The organism is Nonomuraea sp. NPDC049684 (genome assembly GCF_044465345.1).
In the GTDB taxonomy this organism is placed as follows: Bacteria; Actinomycetota; Actinomycetes; order Streptosporangiales; family Streptosporangiaceae; genus Nonomuraea.
Map to the genome: position 1 here is coordinate 99,408 of NZ_JBITLO010000013.1, position 18,557 is coordinate 117,964.

The 18,557-nt window shown below is 73.7% G+C and carries 15 protein-coding genes; 10 read left to right on the forward strand and 5 right to left on the reverse strand.

From position 1 onward, the window contains the following. Positions 1 to 8 precede the first annotated feature (8 nt). Positions 9 to 1,307: a serine hydrolase domain-containing protein gene (locus ACIBST_RS34240; RefSeq protein WP_397177736.1), complete on the forward strand. Its 1,299-nt coding sequence runs from the start codon at positions 9 to 11 to the stop codon at positions 1,305 to 1,307. Positions 1,308 to 1,327: 20 nt separating this feature from the next. On the opposite strand, the gene ACIBST_RS34245 is transcribed toward ACIBST_RS34240, so the two are convergent. Beyond that, complete coding sequence (locus tag ACIBST_RS34245; RefSeq protein ID WP_397177737.1) at positions 1,328 to 4,801, reverse strand: AfsR/SARP family transcriptional regulator; 3,474 nt, start codon at positions 4,799 to 4,801, stop codon at positions 1,328 to 1,330. A 108-nt stretch (positions 4,802 to 4,909) separates the two neighbouring features. Here ACIBST_RS34245 and ACIBST_RS34250 point away from each other — a divergent pair, with 108 nt between their 5' ends. After that, positions 4,910 to 5,347 carry a cupin domain-containing protein gene (locus ACIBST_RS34250; protein WP_397177738.1) on the forward strand — a complete coding sequence of 146 codons (438 nt, stop codon included), beginning with the start codon at positions 4,910 to 4,912 and terminating at the stop codon, positions 5,345 to 5,347. On the opposite strand, the gene ACIBST_RS34255 is transcribed toward ACIBST_RS34250, so the two are convergent. Further along, complete coding sequence (locus ACIBST_RS34255; RefSeq protein WP_397177739.1) at positions 5,320 to 6,300, reverse strand: helix-turn-helix domain-containing protein; 981 nt, start codon at positions 6,298 to 6,300, stop codon at positions 5,320 to 5,322. The two genes, ACIBST_RS34250 and ACIBST_RS34255, sit on opposite strands and share 28 nt — an antisense overlap. A 71-nt stretch (positions 6,301 to 6,371) precedes the next feature. Here ACIBST_RS34255 and ACIBST_RS34260 point away from each other — a divergent pair, with 71 nt between their 5' ends. Continuing rightward, entirely contained in the window at positions 6,372 to 7,427 is a 1,056-nt protein-coding gene (locus ACIBST_RS34260; protein ID WP_397177740.1) for a saccharopine dehydrogenase family protein, read from the forward strand. Positions 7,428 to 7,724: 297 nt separating this feature from the next. On the opposite strand, the gene ACIBST_RS34265 is transcribed toward ACIBST_RS34260, so the two are convergent. Next, positions 7,725 to 8,390, reverse strand: coding sequence for an SDR family NAD(P)-dependent oxidoreductase (locus ACIBST_RS34265; protein WP_397177741.1), 666 nt, complete (start codon positions 8,388 to 8,390; stop codon positions 7,725 to 7,727). A gap of 171 nt (positions 8,391 to 8,561) precedes the next feature. Here ACIBST_RS34265 and ACIBST_RS34270 point away from each other — a divergent pair, with 171 nt between their 5' ends. The 6 genes from ACIBST_RS34270 (at position 8,562) to ACIBST_RS34295 (ending at position 14,799) form a co-directional block, all read left to right on the forward strand. Continuing rightward, complete coding sequence (locus ACIBST_RS34270; protein ID WP_397177742.1) at positions 8,562 to 9,878, forward strand: ABC transporter substrate-binding protein; 1,317 nt, start codon at positions 8,562 to 8,564, stop codon at positions 9,876 to 9,878. After that, complete coding sequence (locus ACIBST_RS34275; protein WP_352356638.1) at positions 9,875 to 10,726, forward strand: sugar ABC transporter permease; 852 nt, start codon at positions 9,875 to 9,877, stop codon at positions 10,724 to 10,726. Before ACIBST_RS34270 ends, ACIBST_RS34275 begins: the two co-directional genes overlap by 4 nt. Continuing rightward, positions 10,723 to 11,532, forward strand: a complete 810-nt coding sequence (locus ACIBST_RS34280) for a carbohydrate ABC transporter permease (protein WP_352356636.1) — start codon at positions 10,723 to 10,725, stop codon at positions 11,530 to 11,532. Before ACIBST_RS34275 ends, ACIBST_RS34280 begins: the two co-directional genes overlap by 4 nt. Before the next feature lie 141 nt (positions 11,533 to 11,673). Then, positions 11,674 to 13,068, forward strand: coding sequence for a cytochrome bc complex cytochrome b subunit (locus ACIBST_RS34285; RefSeq protein ID WP_397177743.1), 1,395 nt, complete (start codon positions 11,674 to 11,676; stop codon positions 13,066 to 13,068). A gap of 57 nt (positions 13,069 to 13,125) precedes the next feature. Then, positions 13,126 to 13,794 carry a HEAT repeat domain-containing protein gene (locus ACIBST_RS34290; RefSeq protein WP_397177920.1) on the forward strand — a complete coding sequence of 223 codons (669 nt, stop codon included), beginning with the start codon at positions 13,126 to 13,128 and terminating at the stop codon, positions 13,792 to 13,794. 6 nt (positions 13,795 to 13,800) lie between these two features. Continuing rightward, complete coding sequence (locus tag ACIBST_RS34295) at positions 13,801 to 14,799, forward strand: HEAT repeat domain-containing protein (protein ID WP_397177744.1); 999 nt, start codon at positions 13,801 to 13,803, stop codon at positions 14,797 to 14,799. 46 nt (positions 14,800 to 14,845) lie between these two features. Here the strand turns inward: ACIBST_RS34295 and ACIBST_RS34300 are convergent, their stop codons facing one another. Together ACIBST_RS34300 and ACIBST_RS34305 are read right to left on the reverse strand one after the other, a co-directional pair. Continuing rightward, positions 14,846 to 16,216, reverse strand: coding sequence for a hypothetical protein (locus ACIBST_RS34300; RefSeq protein WP_397177745.1), 1,371 nt, complete (start codon positions 16,214 to 16,216; stop codon positions 14,846 to 14,848). A 372-nt stretch (positions 16,217 to 16,588) separates the two neighbouring features. Beyond that, positions 16,589 to 17,773, reverse strand: a complete 1,185-nt coding sequence (locus tag ACIBST_RS34305) for an erythromycin esterase family protein (protein ID WP_397177746.1) — start codon at positions 17,771 to 17,773, stop codon at positions 16,589 to 16,591. Positions 17,774 to 17,850: 77 nt separating this feature from the next. Between ACIBST_RS34305 and ACIBST_RS34310 the strand changes: the two genes are divergently transcribed. Beyond that, on the forward strand, positions 17,851 to 18,555 hold the full coding sequence (locus tag ACIBST_RS34310; protein ID WP_397177747.1) for a MerR family transcriptional regulator: 705 nt from the start codon (positions 17,851 to 17,853) through the stop codon (positions 18,553 to 18,555). Positions 18,556 to 18,557: the final 2 nt, after the last annotated feature.

Genomic DNA, 18,557 nt, shown 5'->3' on the forward strand with positions numbered 1-18,557 from the left:
ACCGGTTCATGTACCCCTGTGATGTCCCGTCCCGGCGGGCGGTGCGGCCACGGCGGCGGCCACGATGGCGGCCACGGTGGCTGTCGCGGTGGCTGCGCGCGCTCACGGCGGCCGTGCCGGCCGTGGGCCTGGCCGTGGTCGCGGCGCACCCGGCCGCCGCCACGGCCCGGCAGGCCCCGGACGGGACGCCCGCCCTGCTGCGGCGCCTGGCGCGGGAGGTGGTGGCGGCCGGGGCGCCCGGCGTGCTCGTCCGGGTCGACGACGGCCGCGGACGGCCCGTCGAGATCGCCGAGCAGGCCGCCTGGACCAGACGCGACCACGTGCTCAAGACGGGCGACGAGTTCCGCATGGGGTCCAACACCAAGACCATGGTCGCCGTGCTGGTGCTGCAACTCGTCGCCGAGGGCAGGCTCGCCCTGACCGACCCGGTGGACAAGTGGCTGCCCGGCCAGGTGCCCGGCGGCGGCGCGATCACGCTGCGCATGCTGCTGAACCACACCAGCGGCCTGTACGACTACACCGACGACCCCGCCATCCGGCCCTCCCTGCTCGGCAAGGACCGGCGGCGGTGGACCCCGGCGAAACTGCTGGCCCTGGGGGTGAGGCACGCTCCGCTGTTCGCGCCCGGCGTCAGGTGGTCCTACAGCAACACCGGCTACGCCGCCGTCGGCGCGGTCCTGGAGCGGGTCACAGGGACGAGCCTGGCCGCCCTGGTCAGGGACCGGATCGCCCGGCCGCTCGGCCTCGGCCACACCTACTACGCCACCGGGCCCTCCTGGCGCGGCTCGTACGCCCGCGGCTACGAGCCGGACGCCGCCCACCAGCCGCCCGCGGTGCCGGCCGCGTTCCGGCGGCTCGCCGGGCCGCGCCACGACGGGCATGTGGACGTCTCCGGCCACGACCCGGGCTGGGGCGGCCCGGCCGGGGCGGTGGTGTCCAGCACCCGCGACTGGGCCCGCTTCCACGCCGCGCTCATGTCCGGCAGGCTGCTGCCCGCCGCCCAGCTCGCCGAGCTGCGCACCACCGTCCCGATGGACCCGCGGCGACCGGACGGGCCGGGCTACGGGCTGGGCATCCAGACCGCCGCCCATCCGTGCGGCACGTTCTGGGGCCACGACGGCGGCATGCCGGGCTACCTGACCACCAACCTCACCGACCGGACCGGCGGCCGCACGGCCACCGTCCTCATCGCGGCGGAGTACTGGGCCGAGTTCGAGGCCGACCCGAAGCTCGCCAAGGCCGTCCAGGCACTGCAAACGGCGGTGACCTGCACGATGTTCAGCAAGCCCGTGCCGGTCACCGGCTGAGCGGCGCTGGTTGGGCGGCGCTAGTTGGGCGGCGCGGTTATGGTCGCCGTCACCAGGTTCTCGGCCTCTGCTCGTGACATCGCCGCGCCGCCCGCATGGGCGGCGGCGAACCCCGCGGCGCCCAGGGCGGCCTCGGCCCGCCGGGGGAGCCGGCGCAGGTCGGCGTCGCCGGGGCCGGTCCAGCCGCCCAGCACGGTGGCGGCCCCGAGCAGCCGCCCGGCCCGTTCCGGCCGGTCCCGGCCGAGCTCGATCGCGGCGGCCACCACCGCGGTCGCGGCCGCGACCGGCGTGTGCCAGGTCAGCGTCAGGCGCACCGCCGGATGGTCGAGCCGGCGGGCCGCCTGGCAAGGGAACCCTTCGGCGAGGTCTGCCCGCGCCAGTACGCCCAGCAGCAGCGCGGTCAGCGGCGGCGTGGTCGAGCGGTCGGGAGGGGCGCAGGCCAGCCCGGCCAAGGCGTGCTCGCGGGCCGCCGCCGCCCGCCCGGCGGCCAGCTCCAGCCGGGCCAGGCCCAGGCGCGCCTGGGTGCTCGACTCGGCCGACCCGCTCCGCCCGGCCCGATCGAGCAGGCCGGTCAGGTCCCGGCGGCCGCCGTCCACGTCGCCGGACTCGGCCCGGTGCAGCGCGGCGGCCACCTCGTTCTCCATGGTGTGCTCGGGCATGCCGAGCTCGCGGAAGCATCGGGTGGCGCGCTCGGCCAGGACGGGCGCGGCGGCCCCTTCGCCCGACCGGACCAGCGCCGAGCCGAGGGCGCTCAGCGTCATGCCCTGGCCCCACCGCTCGCCGAGCCGCTCGAAGCCGGCCAGCGCGCGGGCCAGGGTGTCCTTGGCCTCGGCGAGGTGGCCGGCGTTCATGGCCAGCACGCCGCCGACCAGCAGCGCCAGCGACCGGCTCCACGGATCCGTCCCCTCGGCCGGTACGGCGTGGTCGCCCTTCGCGGCAATCCCGACCGCCAACCGGGCCATCTCGGCGATGGGATGCGTGCCTGGGACGAGCTGTGCCAGAGCCGTCCTGATCCGGTCGAACGCGGCGTCGGTCTCCTCCGGCCCGGCGGCCTCGACGGTGGCGATCGCGTGGGCGGCGGCGACCAGCGCGCGGGATCGCGGGTCGGCCGGGCCGTCGGCCCGGAGCACGCGTCCGAGCAGGTCCAGCGACTCCGGCGGGAAGTCCCGCAGGAACCAGTACCAGCTCAGCGCGACGCCGAACCGGACGGCCCGCCCGGCGTCCCCGGACTCGACCGTCCAGCGGATCGCGGCCGACAGGTCGTCCCGTTCCGCCGACAGGCGGGCCAGCGGGCGGAGCTGGTCCGACGTACGCAGGTGGGGGTCGGCGGCCTCGGCCAGCCGCAGGAAGAACCGGGCGTGCCGGTCGCGCGTCGCGGCGACCTCGGCGCGTTCGGCCAGCCGCGCGAGGCCGTACTCGCGGATGGTCTCCAGCAGGCGGTAGCGGGGTTCGGCCGGGTCGGCGGAGTCCACCAGGTGCAGCAACGACTTGTCGACCAACGCCGCCAGCAACTCCGGCACATCATCCGAACCGCCGACGTCCGCCACGCTGTCCGAGCCGGCGATCATCGCCACGGCGTCCGCGCTGCCGATGGCCGCTGCGGTGTCCTCGGTGAAGCTGCCGCGCACGACCGACAGGCGTTCCAGCAGGGAGCGTTCGCGGGGGTCGAGCAGGTCCCAGCTCCAGGCGACGGCGGCGGCCAGGGTGCGGTGGCGCGGCAGCGCCGTCCGGTTGCCGGCGGTGAGCAGGCGGAACCGGTCGTCCAGCCGGGCCGCGACCGCCTCGACCGGCAGGGCGCGCAGCCGGGCGGCGGCCAGCTCGATGGCCAGCGGCAGGCCGTCGAGGCGGCGGCAGATCTCGACGGTCGCCGCCAGCGCGCCGCCCTCCAGGACGAAGCCGGGCCGTACGGCGGCGGCCCGGTCGTGGAACAGCCGGACCGCCGCGACGGACCGGGCCGCCTCCGGCGTCGCGCCGGGTTCCGGCAGGTCCAGCGGCGGCACCGGGTGCAGGGTCTCGCCGTCGATGCGCAGAGGTTCGCGGCTGGTGGCCAGCACGCGCAGCCGCGGGCAGCGGCCGAGCAGCGTCCCGCACAGCGTGGCGGCGGCCTCGATCACGTGCTCGCAGTTGTCCAGCACGAGGATCAGGTCGTCGTCCGCGAGGAGCTCGACCAGGCCGTCCGGCTCGGCCCGCGCGGGTGCGCCTTCCTTGCGCGTCCGGAGCAGGTCGAGCAGCACCCGCGGGACGTCGTCGGGCCCGACCGCGGCCAGCGGCACGAACCACACCCCGCCGGACGGCGTGAGCCGCCGGCCGACCGCCCCGGCCAGCCGGGTCTTGCCCGCCCCGCCGGGGCCGACCAGGGTGACCAGCCTGGCCCGGCCGAGCAGGCCGGTCACCCGGCGCACGTCCTCGTCGCGGCCCACGAAGCTGGTGAGCGGGACGTCGAGATTGCCGCGCGCCCGACTCGACGGCAACGCTCCGGACCACCCCGCCAACACCCCGGACTGCCCCGAGGCACCGGAGGACCCTGGCTGCCCCGACGACCCGGAGGGTTCGGAGGGCCCGGACTGCGCCGACGGTCTCGACGGTCGGCGGGGGCCGGGAAGGTCGCCGCGCAGGACCGCCAGGTGGGCTTGCTGGAGGTGCGGTCCCGGGTCGCTGCCGAAGTCGTCGGCGAGCCGGTCGCGGATGCGCTGGTAGGCGGCCAGCGCCTCGGCCCCGCGGCCGTCGCGGGCGAGCGCCCGGATGAGCTGGGCGTGCAGGCGCTCGCGCAGCGGGTGGGCGGCGGCCAGCGATTCCAGCTCGGCGACCAGGCCGAGATCCGCGCCCGATCTCAGGCCGACGACTCCCGCCAAGTCGTCGCCCAACGTCAGGCCGTCGCCCAACGTCAGGTCCTCGCCCACTGTCAGGTCCTCGCCCAGTGTCAGGCCAGCGACCCGCGTCAGGTCGGCGGCCAGGGTCAGGTCGGTCTCGACGCGGTCTTCCAGGGCGGCCAGACGGGCGCGTTCGAGCCGGTCGGCCTCGGCGGCGGCGAACGGCGCCGCCCGCACATCCGCCAGGGCCGGTCCGCGCCACAGCCCCAGGGCCTCCCGCAGGACGGCGGCCGCCTCGGCGGGCCGGTCCCGAGCGGCCGCCCGCCCCTGCCTGACCAGCCGCTCGAACCGCACGGCGTCCACGGCGTCCGGCTCGACGGCCAGCCGGTACCCGGCGGGGCCGGACGTGAGCAGCCCGGGATGCCCGAGGACGCGCCGGAGCCGGGACACCAGCGACTGCAGCGCGTGCACGGGGGCCTGCGGCGGCGCGTCGTCCCACAACGCCTCGGCCAGGGTCTCGGGCCGGACGGCCCGCCCGGCGTCCAGGGCGAGCCTGGCCAGCAGCGCCCGCAGCCGCGCGCCGCCGACCTGGGCCGGGCCGCCCGCGGTGGCCAGCGTGAGCGGCCCGAGGACGCCCACGCGCAGCTGTCCGCCGTCGCCGTCCGGCCTGGTCGAGTCCGCCATGGCCAGGAGTCTGGCACGCGGCGACGGGTGGTGCCGCCCTTGACGAAGCGGACCGCAGTCCGATAAGTTGCCGGACATATTCGGACCACAGTCCACTTGGAGATCGAGATGCTCAAGAAAGTGATCACGGCCGGCTCGCTGGCTCTGATGGTGCTCGGCGCCCCGGGCGCGTACGCCGACTCGGGCCCCGGCAAGGTCGTCCACCACTCGCACAAGGAGGCCGGGTCGCCCTGCGAGGGGCTGAAGGGCTGCACGTTCGTACAGCTGAAGGGCGACCCGAAGACCGGCCCCTCGGAGGCCATGTTCACCCTCAAGGCCGGCACGCCCTTCTCCCCGCACTGGCACACCAGCCCCGAGCACGTCGTCGGCGTCTCCGGCGTGATGCTGTGGAACGTCAAGGGCCACAAGACCTACCGGATCGGCGCGGGCGACTACCTGTACTACCCGTCGAAGGCCGAGCACTGGGGCAAGTGCGCCGCGGGCGCCGACTGCGTCTACTACGTGTACGACTCCAAGCCCTACGACTTCCACCCCGCCGGCCGCTGAGCGGGCGTCGCCCCGCGGGCGCGGAAGGTGCGCCGGTAGGCGTCCGGCGGCACGCCGACCGTGCGGTTGAAGTGCCGGCGCAGCGTGGCCGCGGTGCCCATGCCGGTGGCCTCGGCGATGGCGTCCACGCCGTCGTCGGTGGTCTCCAGGAGCTCCTGGGCGCGGCGGATGCGCTGGGTCAGCAGCCACTGCAACGGGGTGGTGCCGGTCATGGACCTGAAGTGGCGGCCGAGGTGGCGCGAGCTCATGTTGGCCCGGCGGGCCAGGTCCTCCACCGTCAGGGGCTGGTCCAGGTGTCGGCCCGCCCAGGCGAGCAGGTCGCTGAGCGGATGCCCGTGCGGCTCGGGGACGGGGGTGGCCACGAACTGGGCCTGGCCGCCGGGCCGGTGCGGCGCCACGACCAGGCGGCGCGCGATCGCGTTGGCGACCGCCGAGCCGTGGTCGCGGCGGACCAGGTGCAGGCACAGGTCCAGGGCGGCGGCCTTGCCCGCGGCGGTGAGCACGCTGCCCTCGTCCACGTAGAGCACGTCGGGGTCGACCTGGATCCGGGGATGGCGGGCGGCCAGCGTGTCGGTGTGGGCCCAGTGGGTGGTGGCCCGCCGCCCGTCCAGCAGGCCGGCCGCGGCCAGGACGAACGCGCCCGTGCACAGCGAGGCGACCCGCGCGCCCGCCTCGTGCGCCGCGCGCACGGCCGCGACCAGGTCGGCCGGCGGCTCGACGTCCACCTCGGCCCAGCCGGGGACGATCACCGTGTCGGCCCGGACGATCCGGTCGAGCCCGGCGTCGGGTTCGAGCAGGAACCGCCCGTCGGCCCGTACGGGGCCGGCTCCGCAGATGACCGGCTCGTACCAGTGGTCGACGGGGGCGGGCGGGGGCGAGCTGAACAGCTCGTAGGCCAGGGCCAGCTCGAAGTGCAGGATCCCGTCGGCGACGGCTACCGCGACTGTGGTCACGTCCGGAATTGTACGCATCATGTCGTTCCGGACGCTCGTGCGGCGAGGCGATGGGCCGCCAGGATGTCCGCATGACGCATGCAGAGCTGACGAAGAACAAGGTGGCGGTCTACGGCGCTTACGGGCACACGGGCCGTTTCGTGGTGGCGGAGCTGGTGCGGCGCGGGCTGGTGCCCGTCCTGGCGGGCCGCGACGGCGACGCGCTGAAGGCGCTGGCCGAGGAGTACCCCGGGCTGGAGGTGAGGCAGGCGTCGGTGGACGATCCGGCGGCGCTCGACCGCGCCCTGGACGGCGTGGCCGCGGTGATCAACTGCGCCGGGCCCTTCGCCGCCACGGCCGCCCCCGTGATCGAGGCGGCCCTGCGCGCCGGCGTCCCGTACGTGGACGTCGCGGCCGAGATCGAGGCCAACGTGGACACCTTCGAGCTGTTCGCCGAGCGCGCCCGGGAGGCGGGGGCGGTGATCGTCCCGGCGATGGCCTTCTTCGGCGGGCTCGGCGACCTGCTGGTCACGGCGGCGATGGACGACTGGACCGGCGCCGACCAGGCGCACGTGGCCTACGGGCTGGACAGCTGGCACCCCACGACCGGCACCCGGGCGGCGGGCAAGGTCTCCAGGGAGCGGCGTGACGGCCAGCGCGTCCGCCACGCCGGCGGCCGGCTGGAGTACCGCGACGACCGTGCGCCGGCCGAGAAGTGGTCCTTCCCCGAGCCGACGGGGACGCGTGACGTCATCGCGGAGTTCTCGATGGCCGACATCGTGACCGTCCCGAGCCACCTGGACATCCCCGAGGTGCGCAACTACATGACGGTCGAGGCGGCCACGGACGTGGTGAACCCCGACACCCCGGCCCCGGTCGCGGCCGACGAGCACGGACGGTCGGCGCAGCCGTTCGTCGTGGACGTGGTCGTGCGCTCGGGCGACCGGGAACGCCGGGCGGTGGCCCGCGGCCGGGACATCTACGCCGTCAGCGCGCCGCTCGCGGTGGAGGCCGTCGAGCGCATCCTCACCGGCCGGACCAGGGCCGCCGGGGTGGCCTCGGCGGGGCGCATCTTCGACGCGCCCGGCTTCCTGCGGGCGCTGTCGCCCCACATCGTGGTCGAGCTCGGCACCGCGGCCCAGCACTGAGGCGCGGGCGCTCACCCAGGACGTCCTGGGCGGCCCCGAGGTGAGCCGGCGCGGCCGATGCCCGGCCCGACCGAGGTGCTGGTCAAGGTGGGCGTCGACCCGACCGACCGGATCCGCTGAGCCACGGGCCCGATCCCGGGACGCCCGCCGTTCGTGCTCGGGCGCGGCGGCGGCGGCCGGCCTGGGGACGAGGTGCCGCAGGCCCCCGGGCCTGGGCTGCCAGGTGGCGTGCGCGCCGTTGCCGTAGGGGTACCTGAAGCGGTGACCGCAAGATCGTCGTGACGGAGTGAGCGGGATTCAGCCCGGCAGCACCGACAGTTCGCAGGCGTAGGAGTCGGCCGGCGCGTTCAGCGCCCACACGACCATCGCGGCCAGCGATTCCGGCCGGATGCACGCCTGCGGGTCGTACGGGCGGCCGAAGGCGGCCCTGACCTCGCCCAGCAGGTCGGTCGCCGTGGCCGCGGGGTAGACCGTGGTGACCCGGACGCCGTGGACGGCCTCCTCCGCGCGCAGCGAGTCGGCCAGTTCGCGCAGCGCCGCCTTGCTGGCCACGAACGCCGACCAGCGCGGGACGCCGGTCAGCCCGGGGGAGGCGTTCACGAAGATCACATGGCCCTTGGCGTTCCGCAACCCGGGCAGCGCGAGCCGGACGAGCTCGGCGGCGGAGGCCACGTTCACCGCCATCGTCCGCCGCCACGTGTCGGGGCCGGCCTCGGCGACGGCCTCCACGGGCGAGATGCCGGCGCAGTGCACCACCGCGCGGATCTCCGTCAGCTCGGCGGTCAGCTCCTCCATGGCGGGGGCCAGCGACGCGGGATCGGCCAGGTCGGCCTCGACGCCGCGGACGTCCAGCCGCCCGACGTCGCGTCCGACGGCGATCACCCGGTGCCCGGCCTGGCCGAGCGCGGCGGCCAGCGCCCTTCCGATTCCTCCGGTGGCCCCGGTCAGCAGCACGTTCCCCATGGCGGCCGATCATCCCGGCCGGACGAGCAGGACGCAACGGCCTTTCCGCCCGTCCGCGCACATCCATCGGGAACGGTTCGATTTCACCTCTGGTGCACCAAGCGTATTCAGCGTACGTTACTCAGCACTCAGTATTCAGAGTGTGACATGTTACAGATCCAAGAGGTCACCGTGAAGATCCACACAATCGCCGCCGGGCTGCTGGCCACCGGACTTCTCGCCGCCGGATGCGCCACCGGCGGAACCGGCGCGGCCAAGGGGCCCGCTCCCTCGATCGCCGCGTCCACCCCCGCGGAGTTGTCCGGCGAGGTCAAGGTGTGGTCGTTCGACGTGGGTGCGACCGCCCTGAAGCGTCTGGCGCCCGAGTTCACCAAGCTGCACCCCAAGGTGAAGATCGACGTGACGGACGTCGGCTACGACAACATCTACGAGAAGGTCACGGTCGGCATGCAGTCGGGCACCGGCCTGCCCGACGTCGTGCACCTTGAGGACGAGCGGGTCCCCGGCTACGCCAAGAACTTCCCCAACGGGCTGGCCGACCTCGGCCCGGTCGCCGGCAAGCTGAAGGCCGACTTCGACCCGGCCAAGTGGCAGACGGCCTCCGGCGAGGGCGGCAAGCTGTTCGCGCTGCCGTGGGACTCCGCGCCCGTCGGCCTGTTCTACCGGCGCGACTACTTCGAGCAGGCCGGGATCAAGGCCGAGGACATCCAGACCTGGGACGACCTGATCAAGGCCGGCGAGACGCTGAAGGCCAAGACCGGCAAGAAGCTCATGGTCTCCGACCTGGGCAACAGCGAGCCGTTGTTCACCACCTTGTTGCAGCAGCAGAAGCAGGGCAGGTTCGTGGACGGCAAGGTGGCGGTCAACACCCCGGCCGCCGTCAAGGCGCTGACCCTGATCAAGACGATGAACGACAAGGGCCTGCTCCAGAACGAGCAGGGCTGGGACGGCCGGGTCACCGCGACCAAGGAGGGCAAGGCGGCCGTCGCGCCCACCGCCGTCTGGTGGACGGGCACGCTGGTCTCGGAGATGCCGGAGCTCAAGGGCAAGTTCGGCGTGATCCCGCTGCCCGCGTTCGAGCCGGGCGGGGTGCGCACCTCGGCCAACGGCGGGTCCATGCTGGCGGTCACCGGCCAGACGAAGAACCAGCAGGCGGCGTGGGCGTTCGTCGAGTTCGTCACGGCGAACAAGGACAGCCAGCTGTCGATGATGAAGCAGGAGTCGCTCTTCCCGGCCTACCTGCCCGCGCTGGCCGACCCGTACTTCTCCGAGCCGGTCGAGTACTTCGACGGGCAGCCGGTCAACAAGATCTTCGCCGACCAGGTGCGCGCCATCCCGGCCGTGGAGTCCACCGACGACGACGCCGAGGCCAGCGAGCTGCTGAAGAAGCTGCTGCAGCGTGCGGTGGTGGGCGGCAAGGACCCCAAGGCCGTGCTGGACGAGGCGGCCGAGCAGATCGCGTCCGCCACCAAGCGGGAGATCGGATGACCGTTCGGCGCCGCCTGGTCCCCTGGATCTTCGCTGGGCCCGCCGCCGCGCTGCTGGCGCTCTTCTTCGCCTACCCGCTGGGGGCCAGCCTCTGGCAGAGCCTCCAGCGGACCGAGGACGGCCTGACCGAATGGGCCGGCCTGGAGAACTACCAGCGCCTCCTGCACGACGACAGGTTCCTGCAGTCCCTGGTCAACGTGGGGCTGATCCTGGTCGTGCAGGTCCCGATCATGATCGGGCTGGCGCTGGCGCTGGCGTACGTGCTCAACCAGTCGTGGCTGCGGTTCCGCGCCACGCTGCGGATCGCGTACTTCCTGCCCGCCGTGACGACGCTGGTCGCCTACGCGGTGGTCTTCCGGGTGCTGCTGCGCACCGACGGCGGCATGGTCAACCAGCTCCTCGGCGCCGAGATCGCCTGGCTGGACGACCCGGCCTGGGCGCGGGTGGCGCTGATCGCGTCCATCACCTGGCGGTGGACGGGCTACAACATGATCATCCTGCTGGCGGGCCTCCAGGCGATCGGCAAGGAGCAGTACGAGGCCGCCTCGATCGACGGGGCCGGGCCGCTGCGCTCCTTCGTCAGCGTGATCGTGCCGCAGCTCAAGCCGGTGATCCTGTTCTGCTCGATCACCTCCACGATCGGCACCCTCCAGCTCTTCGACGAGAACAAGCTGCTCACCGACGGCGGCCCCGACGACGCCACCACCTCGCCGATCCTGCTGCTCTACCAGGTCGGCTTCAAGCAGTTCGACTTCGGTTACGCCGCGGCGATGGCCTGGGTGGTGGTGCTGCTCATCGGGGTGCTCTCCTACGCCCAGTTCAAGTGGTTCGGGAAGGAGAAGTCATGAAACGCCTGCTGCTCTGGCTGCTCATGGCGGCCGGCGCGGTGGTCAGCGTCGCGCCGTTCTACTGGATGTTCGTCGCCTCCACGCACGACACGTCCGAGCTGTTCCGCAGCCCGCCCCCGTTCCTGCCCGGCGACGACCTGCTGGACAACCTGAGGTCGCTGGAGGAGACGATCGGCTTCTCCCGCGTGGTGCTCAACAGCCTCGGCACGGCCCTCGTCTACACCGCGCTGTCCGTGCTGGTCAGCGCCATGGGCGGGTACGGCCTGGCCAAGTACCGCTTCCGCGGGCGCGGCCTGCTGCTCGCGGTGATCCTGGCGACGATGATGATCCCGTTCCAGGTGCTGCTGGTGCCGCTGTTCCAGATGATGGCCAGCATCGGCTGGGTCGACTCCTACGAGTCGATCGTCATCCCGTTCCTGGCCAACTCGTTCGGCATCTTCCTCATGCGCCAGGCCTTCCTCGACTTCCCCGACCAGCTCATCGAGAGCGGACGCCTGGACGGGGCCGGAGACCTGCGGATCTTCTACCGGATCGTGCTGCCCGTGGTCCGGCCGCAGCTCGGCGCGCTGGTCATCTTCACGTTCATGAGCCAGTGGAACTCCTTCATCTGGCCCCTGCTCATGCTCACCAGCGAGGAGAAGTACGTGCTGCCGGTCGCGCTCAGCCACCTCACCGGGCTGACCCGCGTCGACTACTCGGGCCTGATGCTGGGCGCGCTGCTGGCCACGCTGCCGCTGATGCTCATCTTCTTCGTCTTCCAGAAGCAGTTCGTCTCCGGGCTGCTCGGCGGAGCGGTGAAGGGGTGAGTCCGCGGCCCGCCGGAGCGCCTCGACTCCGGCGGGCCCGTCCGCCTCGAACGACCTCGTATGACGTAACTCACCCTCCTCGACGTCACATCCCGGCCGCCGAACCCGTCTTGAAGGCGAAGGCGAAACGAGGAGGGTCCGATGCGCTCATCGGTGCGGAAACGTCAGTCGTCGGGGCTCGGTCATTGGTCGTTCATGTTCGCCGAGGTGGCGATCTGGTCCTTCGCCGTGCTGGTGGTGACCGGGCTGTTCCTCATGGTGTTCTTCGACCCGGACATGTCCCCGGTGCTCTACCAGGGCGTGTACACGCCGCTGAGCGGCATCCCGGTCAGCAGGGCGTTCGACTCGGCCATGCGGCTGAGCCTGGAGGTGCGCGGCGGGCTCTTCGTCCGGCAGGTGCACCACTGGTCGGCGCTGGTGTTCGTGGCGGCGGTCGCGCTGCAGTTGCTGCGCATGTTCGTGACCGGCGCGTTCCGGCGGCCGCGCGTGCCGCAGTGGCTGATCTGGGTGACGCTGCTGCCGCTCGGCATGGCCGCGGGGGAGACCGGCAACATCCTGCCCGACGACATGCTCTCCGGCGGCAGCCTGTGGCTGATCCAGTCGGTGCTGCTGTCGATCCCGGTCGTGGGGTCGTACGGCGCGCAGCTGCTCTTCGGCGCCGGGTTCCCCGGCGACAGCGTCATCCCTGCCATGTACTGGACGCACGTGCTGGTGATCCCGGCGGCCATGGTCGCGCTGCTCGCCGCCCGTGAATGGCTGGTGCGGCGGCACGGGCACTCGCGGTTCGCCGCGCCGCTTCCGGCGCGGGCGGGCGCGCGCCCGCTGATGGCGGGCACCACGATCGGGGTCCTGGTCATCCTGGGCCTGGCCTTCCAGATCGCCCCCATCTGGCTGTACGGCCCGGCCGGGCCCGGCCAGATCTCGGCCGGCTCGGTGCCCGACTGGTACATGGGCTTCCTCGACGGCGCGCTGCGGATCATGCCGGGCTGGGAGCTGACGATCGGCGGGTACACGCTCAGCCTCGCGGTCCTGGTGCCCACGCTGGTGGTTCCCGGGCTGTTCTGCACCGTGCTGGCCGGCTACCCGCTCGGCGAGCGCCTTGTCCTGCGGCGTTCCGGCCGGCGCGACGCGCTCGGCCGGCCCAAGAGCAGGAGCCGCCTGGCCGCCGAGGCGACCGGCCCGGCCGTGCTGGACCGGCCGCGCGAGGCGCCCGTGCGGACCGCCGTCGCCGCCGCCGGGGTGGCCTTCTACGGGCTGCTGTGGGCCGCCGCGGCCAACGACCAGCTCGCCCACCAGTTCCACCTCTCGGTGGAGGACGTGACGATCTTCTTCAGGTACGCCGTCCTCCTCGGCCCGGTCGTCGCCTTCTGGCTGACCCACCGGCTCTGCCTCGGCCTGCGCCTCCAGGACCGGCACGACCTGGAGCACGGGCCGGAGAGCGGCGTGATCGTCCGGAGCGCGCAGGGCGGCTTCCACGAACGCCCGATGCCCGTGGCGCCCGAACGGCAGCACGCGGTCACCGGGCCGCGCGACTGACCGCTTGACCTTGACACTGTGACAAGGTCTTCACTGGTCGCCGAGGAGGTGGTCACGATGACCAGGCAGGAACAGGACCCGGACCTGACCGGCGCCGCCGGAGGGCTGGCGGCCGGCGACCCGTCCGTACGGCTGCGGGCGGCCCTGGCGGTGGGCACGACGCCAGACCCGCGCCTCGTCGGCGCGCTCGTCGAGCGGTGCGCGGTCGAGCCGGAGTTCCACGTGCGGGACATGCTCACCTGGGCGCTCACCCGCCACCCGGCGGAGCTGACGGTCCCCAGGCTGCTCGGCGAGCTGCGTTCGGAACGCGCGCAGGCACGCAGCCAGGCGCTGCACACGCTGTCCAAGATCGGCGACCGGCGGGCGTGGCCGGCGATCACCCGTGAGCTGCTGACCGACGCCGACGACGAGGTGGCCCGGAGCGCCTGGCGGACCGCGGTGCTGCTGGCACCCGACGACGAGAGGCCCGGCCTCGCCGAAGTATTGTCGACACAGCTCGGACGCGGCCCGCGGGAGACCCGGCTGAGCCTCAGCCGGGCGCTGGTCGCGCTCGGCGAGGTGATCGAGCCGGTGCTGCGGGCCGCGATGACCGACCCGGATCCCGGCGTGCGCGTGCACGCCGGGGCCACGGAACGGCTGCTGCGCGACCCGGAGGCCGGATTCGAGTTCGCGATCGAGGAGGCGAAGCGCGTCGTGGCCCTCGGCGCCGGCGGCCAGGGAGGATGATGGGCTGTGCTGATCGGCGACGTCGCGCGACGGTCCGGGGTGAGCGCCCGCATGCTGCGCCACTACGACGCGCTCGGGCTGGTGCGCCCGACCGGCCGCAGCCACGCCGGCTATCGGGAGTACTCCGCCGAGGACATCCGGCGGATCTTCCACATCGAGAGCCTGCGGTCGCTGGGCCTGTCGCTGCGTGACGTCGGCCGGGCGCTCGACGATCCCGGCTTCACGCCGTCCGGGCTCGTCGAGGACCTCATCCGGCGCACCAGGGAACGCATCGCGGCCGAGACGGAGCTGCTCACGCGACTGCGCCGGATCGACGCCGCCGACCCCGCCGGCTGGGACGACGTGCTCCAGGTCGTCTCCCTCCTGCAGGCGCTCGGGTCGAAGAACGCCGCCCGGCGCCAGAGCGCGGCCCTGTCCTCCGTCGCCGAGGTCCCGGTGGAGGCGCTGGTCGAGGCGGCACTGAGCGAGAGCGACCCGAACGTCGCCGGAGCCCTGCGATGGGCTCTGGCGCAGTCGGGCGAGGGCGCCGCCGTGCTGCTGGCGCAGGGCCTGCACGCACCGGCGGCCGAGGTGCGCAAGCGCGCGGTCCAGTCGATCGCCGAGCTCCCGGACGCCGAGGCGACCGCCCTCCTCCGGGACGCCCTGACCGGCCCCGACGCCGTGGTCCGCCGCTACGCGGCCCTGGCGCTCGGGGCCCGCGGAGTGGACGACGCCGTCCCCACGCTCATCGACATGGTCGTCGAGGGCACGAACGACGTCGACGCGGCCGACGCCCTGAGCACGCTGGCGGGCCGCCCCGGCGCGGCGGACCCGATCGCCGCCGGGCTCGTGGACCGCCTCGCCCGGCCCGGCGCCGAGCCGTCCGCGCGCCGGCGGCTGACGCAGGCGCTCGCCGACATCCCGGGAGCCGCCGCGTCACGCGCCCTCGCCGACCTGGCGCAGGACGACGACCGCGCCGTCGCGCTCACCGCGACCTACATCCTGGGGCTGCGCGACACGCGATGACCGCTCGCCCCCGAGCCCGGGACGCCCGGGACGCCCGGGGAGCGCGTCACCCGGCCGGCGTCCGGCGCTGCGCCGCCGCGGCGGCCTGGCCGACCCCCTGCCTGATGCGGCTCTCCACCCGCGCGACCGCGCCCGCGCCGGCCGCCATGCTGGCCCCGGTGACCTGGGCCTGGCCGGTGACGAAGATGCCGTTGTTCAGGATGGTCGTCTGGCGGTCGCGCAGGTCGCTCACGTCGACGTTGTGCTCCTCCAGGAAGTCGGCGACGGCGTCCATGATGCGCTGCTCGGCGGCCTTGACGTACATCTCCTTGTCGAGCTGCTGGAAGTAGCGGTGGTAGAGGTGGTCGGTGGCGTGCTCGCGGGGGTTGTAGGCGGCGCCGTAGTTGAAGGTGTGGCCGCGGATGGCCTTGATGCTCGCCTTCTGCTGCCGCCTGCGCCTTCCCGGCTCCGAGAGCGCGGCGAGGGTGTTGGGCAGGGCCAGCACCAGCCCCGCGGCGGTGCGCCGCAGCGCCGACAGCGCGATGCGGGCCATCCGCTCCGAGGGCGCGCAGTTGACCAGGCGGTCGACCTCGCGGTAGGACTCCCGCAGCGGCGGCAGCAGCGAGTAGCCGGCCTCGGTGAACATCATGCCCTTCTCGGCGAGCAGCACGAACCGCAGGAAGATCGAGATCACCACCTCGCCCTCCCAGCCGGTCACGCTCACCGTGAGGTAGGGGCGGGCCCGCGTGCGCGGGTTGTCGCGCAGCTGGTGGATGAACCTCTCGCTCACCGTCGGGACGGGCGGCAGAAGGGCGTCGGGCAGCACGGCGGCCTGGAGCTCGGGGTCGGTCTCGTAGCGCAGGTCGAGGCCGTTGACGAAGAGCTTGTCACCGACGGTGAGACCGGGCAGGCCGAGGGCGGCGATCTCGGCGGCCACCCGGTCGTAGAGCTCGCCGACGGCGAAGGGCACGACCGTCTCGCCGGGCCGGGCCTTGGCGACGTTCATGGTGAACGACCAGTTGTTGATCCGGCTGCCGTAGCCGACGAAGGGGGAGTAGTCGGCGAACACCGTGACGTTCCCGGCCCCGCGGTCGGCGATGTCCACCAGATGGTCGCGCAGCGCGGGCGAGCTGGGCAGCGGCGCCTCGGCCGGGTCGAAGGAGTCGCGGGTCAGCCGGGTCAGGATGACCGTCTCGTAGGCGTCGTAGAGCTCGGCGAAGACGACGAGCCAGGCCAGGAAGATCGGGAGCAGGACGAGCGAGCTGGACAGCAGGGCCAGGGTGGCCACGGCGAGCACGGCCAGCACGGCGTCGCGCACATGCTGGCGTCTTCGGGCCATCAGGCCGTACTTGAGCATCGTGGCCAGGTCGACGCCGGGGGACTGGGCGACGGCGCGGAAGCGGTCATGAAGAATCGAGCGAATGGTGGAATTACGCACTTTTGCGTCGAGCATCATTGCTATGCAGAGATATCGCGTGACTTCCGTCGCGGCCGGGCGATCGCCCTGGAAATGGCGGCCACAATTAGCGCAGACCAGCGAATCGGGCAGGTTGGGGCTGTCGCAGTGACCGCAGTTCATCAGCTCAGTCCTCTGGTTGGGGCTTCGTGGAGCCTGGCGTCACCCCGACTTTAACCAGCGCGCGTCCGGCGTCGCCACGCGAAAAGAATTCGCCCGGCGGACATTATTCGCTAAATGCAATGAAAAACTGCGCAGCATCTCCTGGCGACGGCCGCGCGGTTCCGGCGACCTGCTGGGCTGCTCGGCCGGCGCCGTCGAGAGCCAGGCGCACCGCGCGCCGGCCCGCTGACCTCAGATCTCCCTGAGGAAGACGATCGCGTCCGCCTGGTGGACGGTGGCCGGGTCGAGGGCCAGGTACGTGTGGTCCGCCGGGACGCGGGCCGCCGGCCCGTCGTCGAGCGCCCCGGCCAGGCGGCGGGGGTCGACGACGGCGCGGGCGCCGGACACGTCCGACAACATCCCTTCGAGGGTGCCGGGGGCCGGGACGTCGGCGCCGCGGGAGCCGAAGGCCGAGGCGGCGAAGGCGTACCGGTCGCCGAGGCACGCGGCGAGGACGGCCCCCGCGCTCCACCACCGCAGCTCCTCGCCCGCGAACCACCACCGGCTCTCGTCGCGCTGCAGGTGGCGGTTGTGGGCGAAGACGAGGGTGGGGCCCCGGCGGTCCTCGCGCCGGACGATCGCGTCGAGGTTGCCGGCCATCATCGCGTCGCGCAGGCTCATCAGCGTGCCGAGCCGGCGCGGCGAGGGGTCGGCCATGCCGGCGTGGTAGCGCAGCAGCCCGACGGCGGCGCGGGCGTGCAGGCCGGCGCGCCACCGGTCGTCGCCGGACGTGACGGCCGCCAGGTGCGGGGCGTGCGCGGTGAGCAGCACGCCGAGGTCGTCGGCGATCAGGCGCAGCTCCACGGCCTCCGGCGCGCGGCCGATCGAGCGGGCCGGGTCCGTGAGGGCGGCCGGGTCGGTCCAGCGCTCGTCGGGGCCGAGCAGCGCGTCGAGCCGTTCGCGGGTCAGGGGCAGGTCGAGGTGGGGGGCCAGGTAGTCGTACAGGGCGGTCAGGGCGGGGCGCGGGGCGGCCGGGCCGGTGATCTCCACCGGGGCGTCGAAGCCGTCGAAGCGCAGCCGGTCGCCCGGCGCGGACCGCTCGTTGCGGGCCCGCATCCAGCGCAGCAGCTCGCGGTTGGCGGGCGAGGCGCCGAACCCGTGGCTGAAGCCGCGGCTCATCGCCTCGTCGAGGGTGACGTCGCCGCCGGTGACGTACGCGTCGGCGGTCAGGCCGGCCAGGCAGTCGCTCTCGACGGCGATCGACCGGTAGCCCTCGTGCTCGACGAGGTGACGGAAGAGCTCGTTGCGCAGCTCCAGGAAGGCTTCGACGCCGTGCGTGGGCTCGCCCAGGCCGAGCACGCGCACGCCGGGGGGCAGCAGCGCGGCGAGGGCGCCGCCGGTGAACGCCTGGACGGCGTCCCGGATCGAGGTCGTCATGCCTTCAACCGTATCGTTGAACTTCTCGTGTAAGCTTTCGGCCGATTCCCCGGCGGGCAGGAGGGCGTGCCTTCAACATGCGGCCCATCGATCTGGCGCGCGCGCACGGCCTGTCCACGCAGGCGGTGCGCAACTACGAGGAGGCGGAGATCCTGCCGCCGTCCGAGCGTTCCGCGCACGGCTACCGCGTCTACACCCCGCGCCACGCGGCGGCGCTGCGGACGTTCCTGGCGCTGGTCCCGGCCCACGGGCACGCGACCGCGACCGCGATCATGCGGGCCGTGAACGGCGGCGGCGTCGCGGCGGCGCTGCGCCTGATCGACGACGGTCACGCCCAGCTCGCCGAGGACCGCGGCACGCTGGAGGCCGTCGAACGCGCGCTGCGCGACCTGGCGCCGCCGCGCGAGGCGGAGCCGGGCGTGACGTTCATCGGCCCGCTGGCCCGCCGGCTGCGCATCAAGCCGGCGACGTTGCGCAAGTGGGAGCGGGCCGGGCTGACCGTGCCCCGGCGCGACCCGCGTACCGGCTACCGGGTCTACACCGCCGCCGACGTGCGCGACGTGCTGCTGGCCCACCAGCTCCGGCGCGGCGGCTACGGGCTGGAGCAGATCCGGCAGGTGCTGGACCAGGTGCGCGCGGCCGGCGGCATGGAACCCCTGCAGGCGACGCTGCGCGACTGGCACGACCGGCTCACGGTCAGGGGCCTGGCCATGCTCGCCGCCGCCGGCGCGCTGGACGCCTACCTGCGCGAGGGGAACTTTGCGACGGGAGAGGGCATCTAACA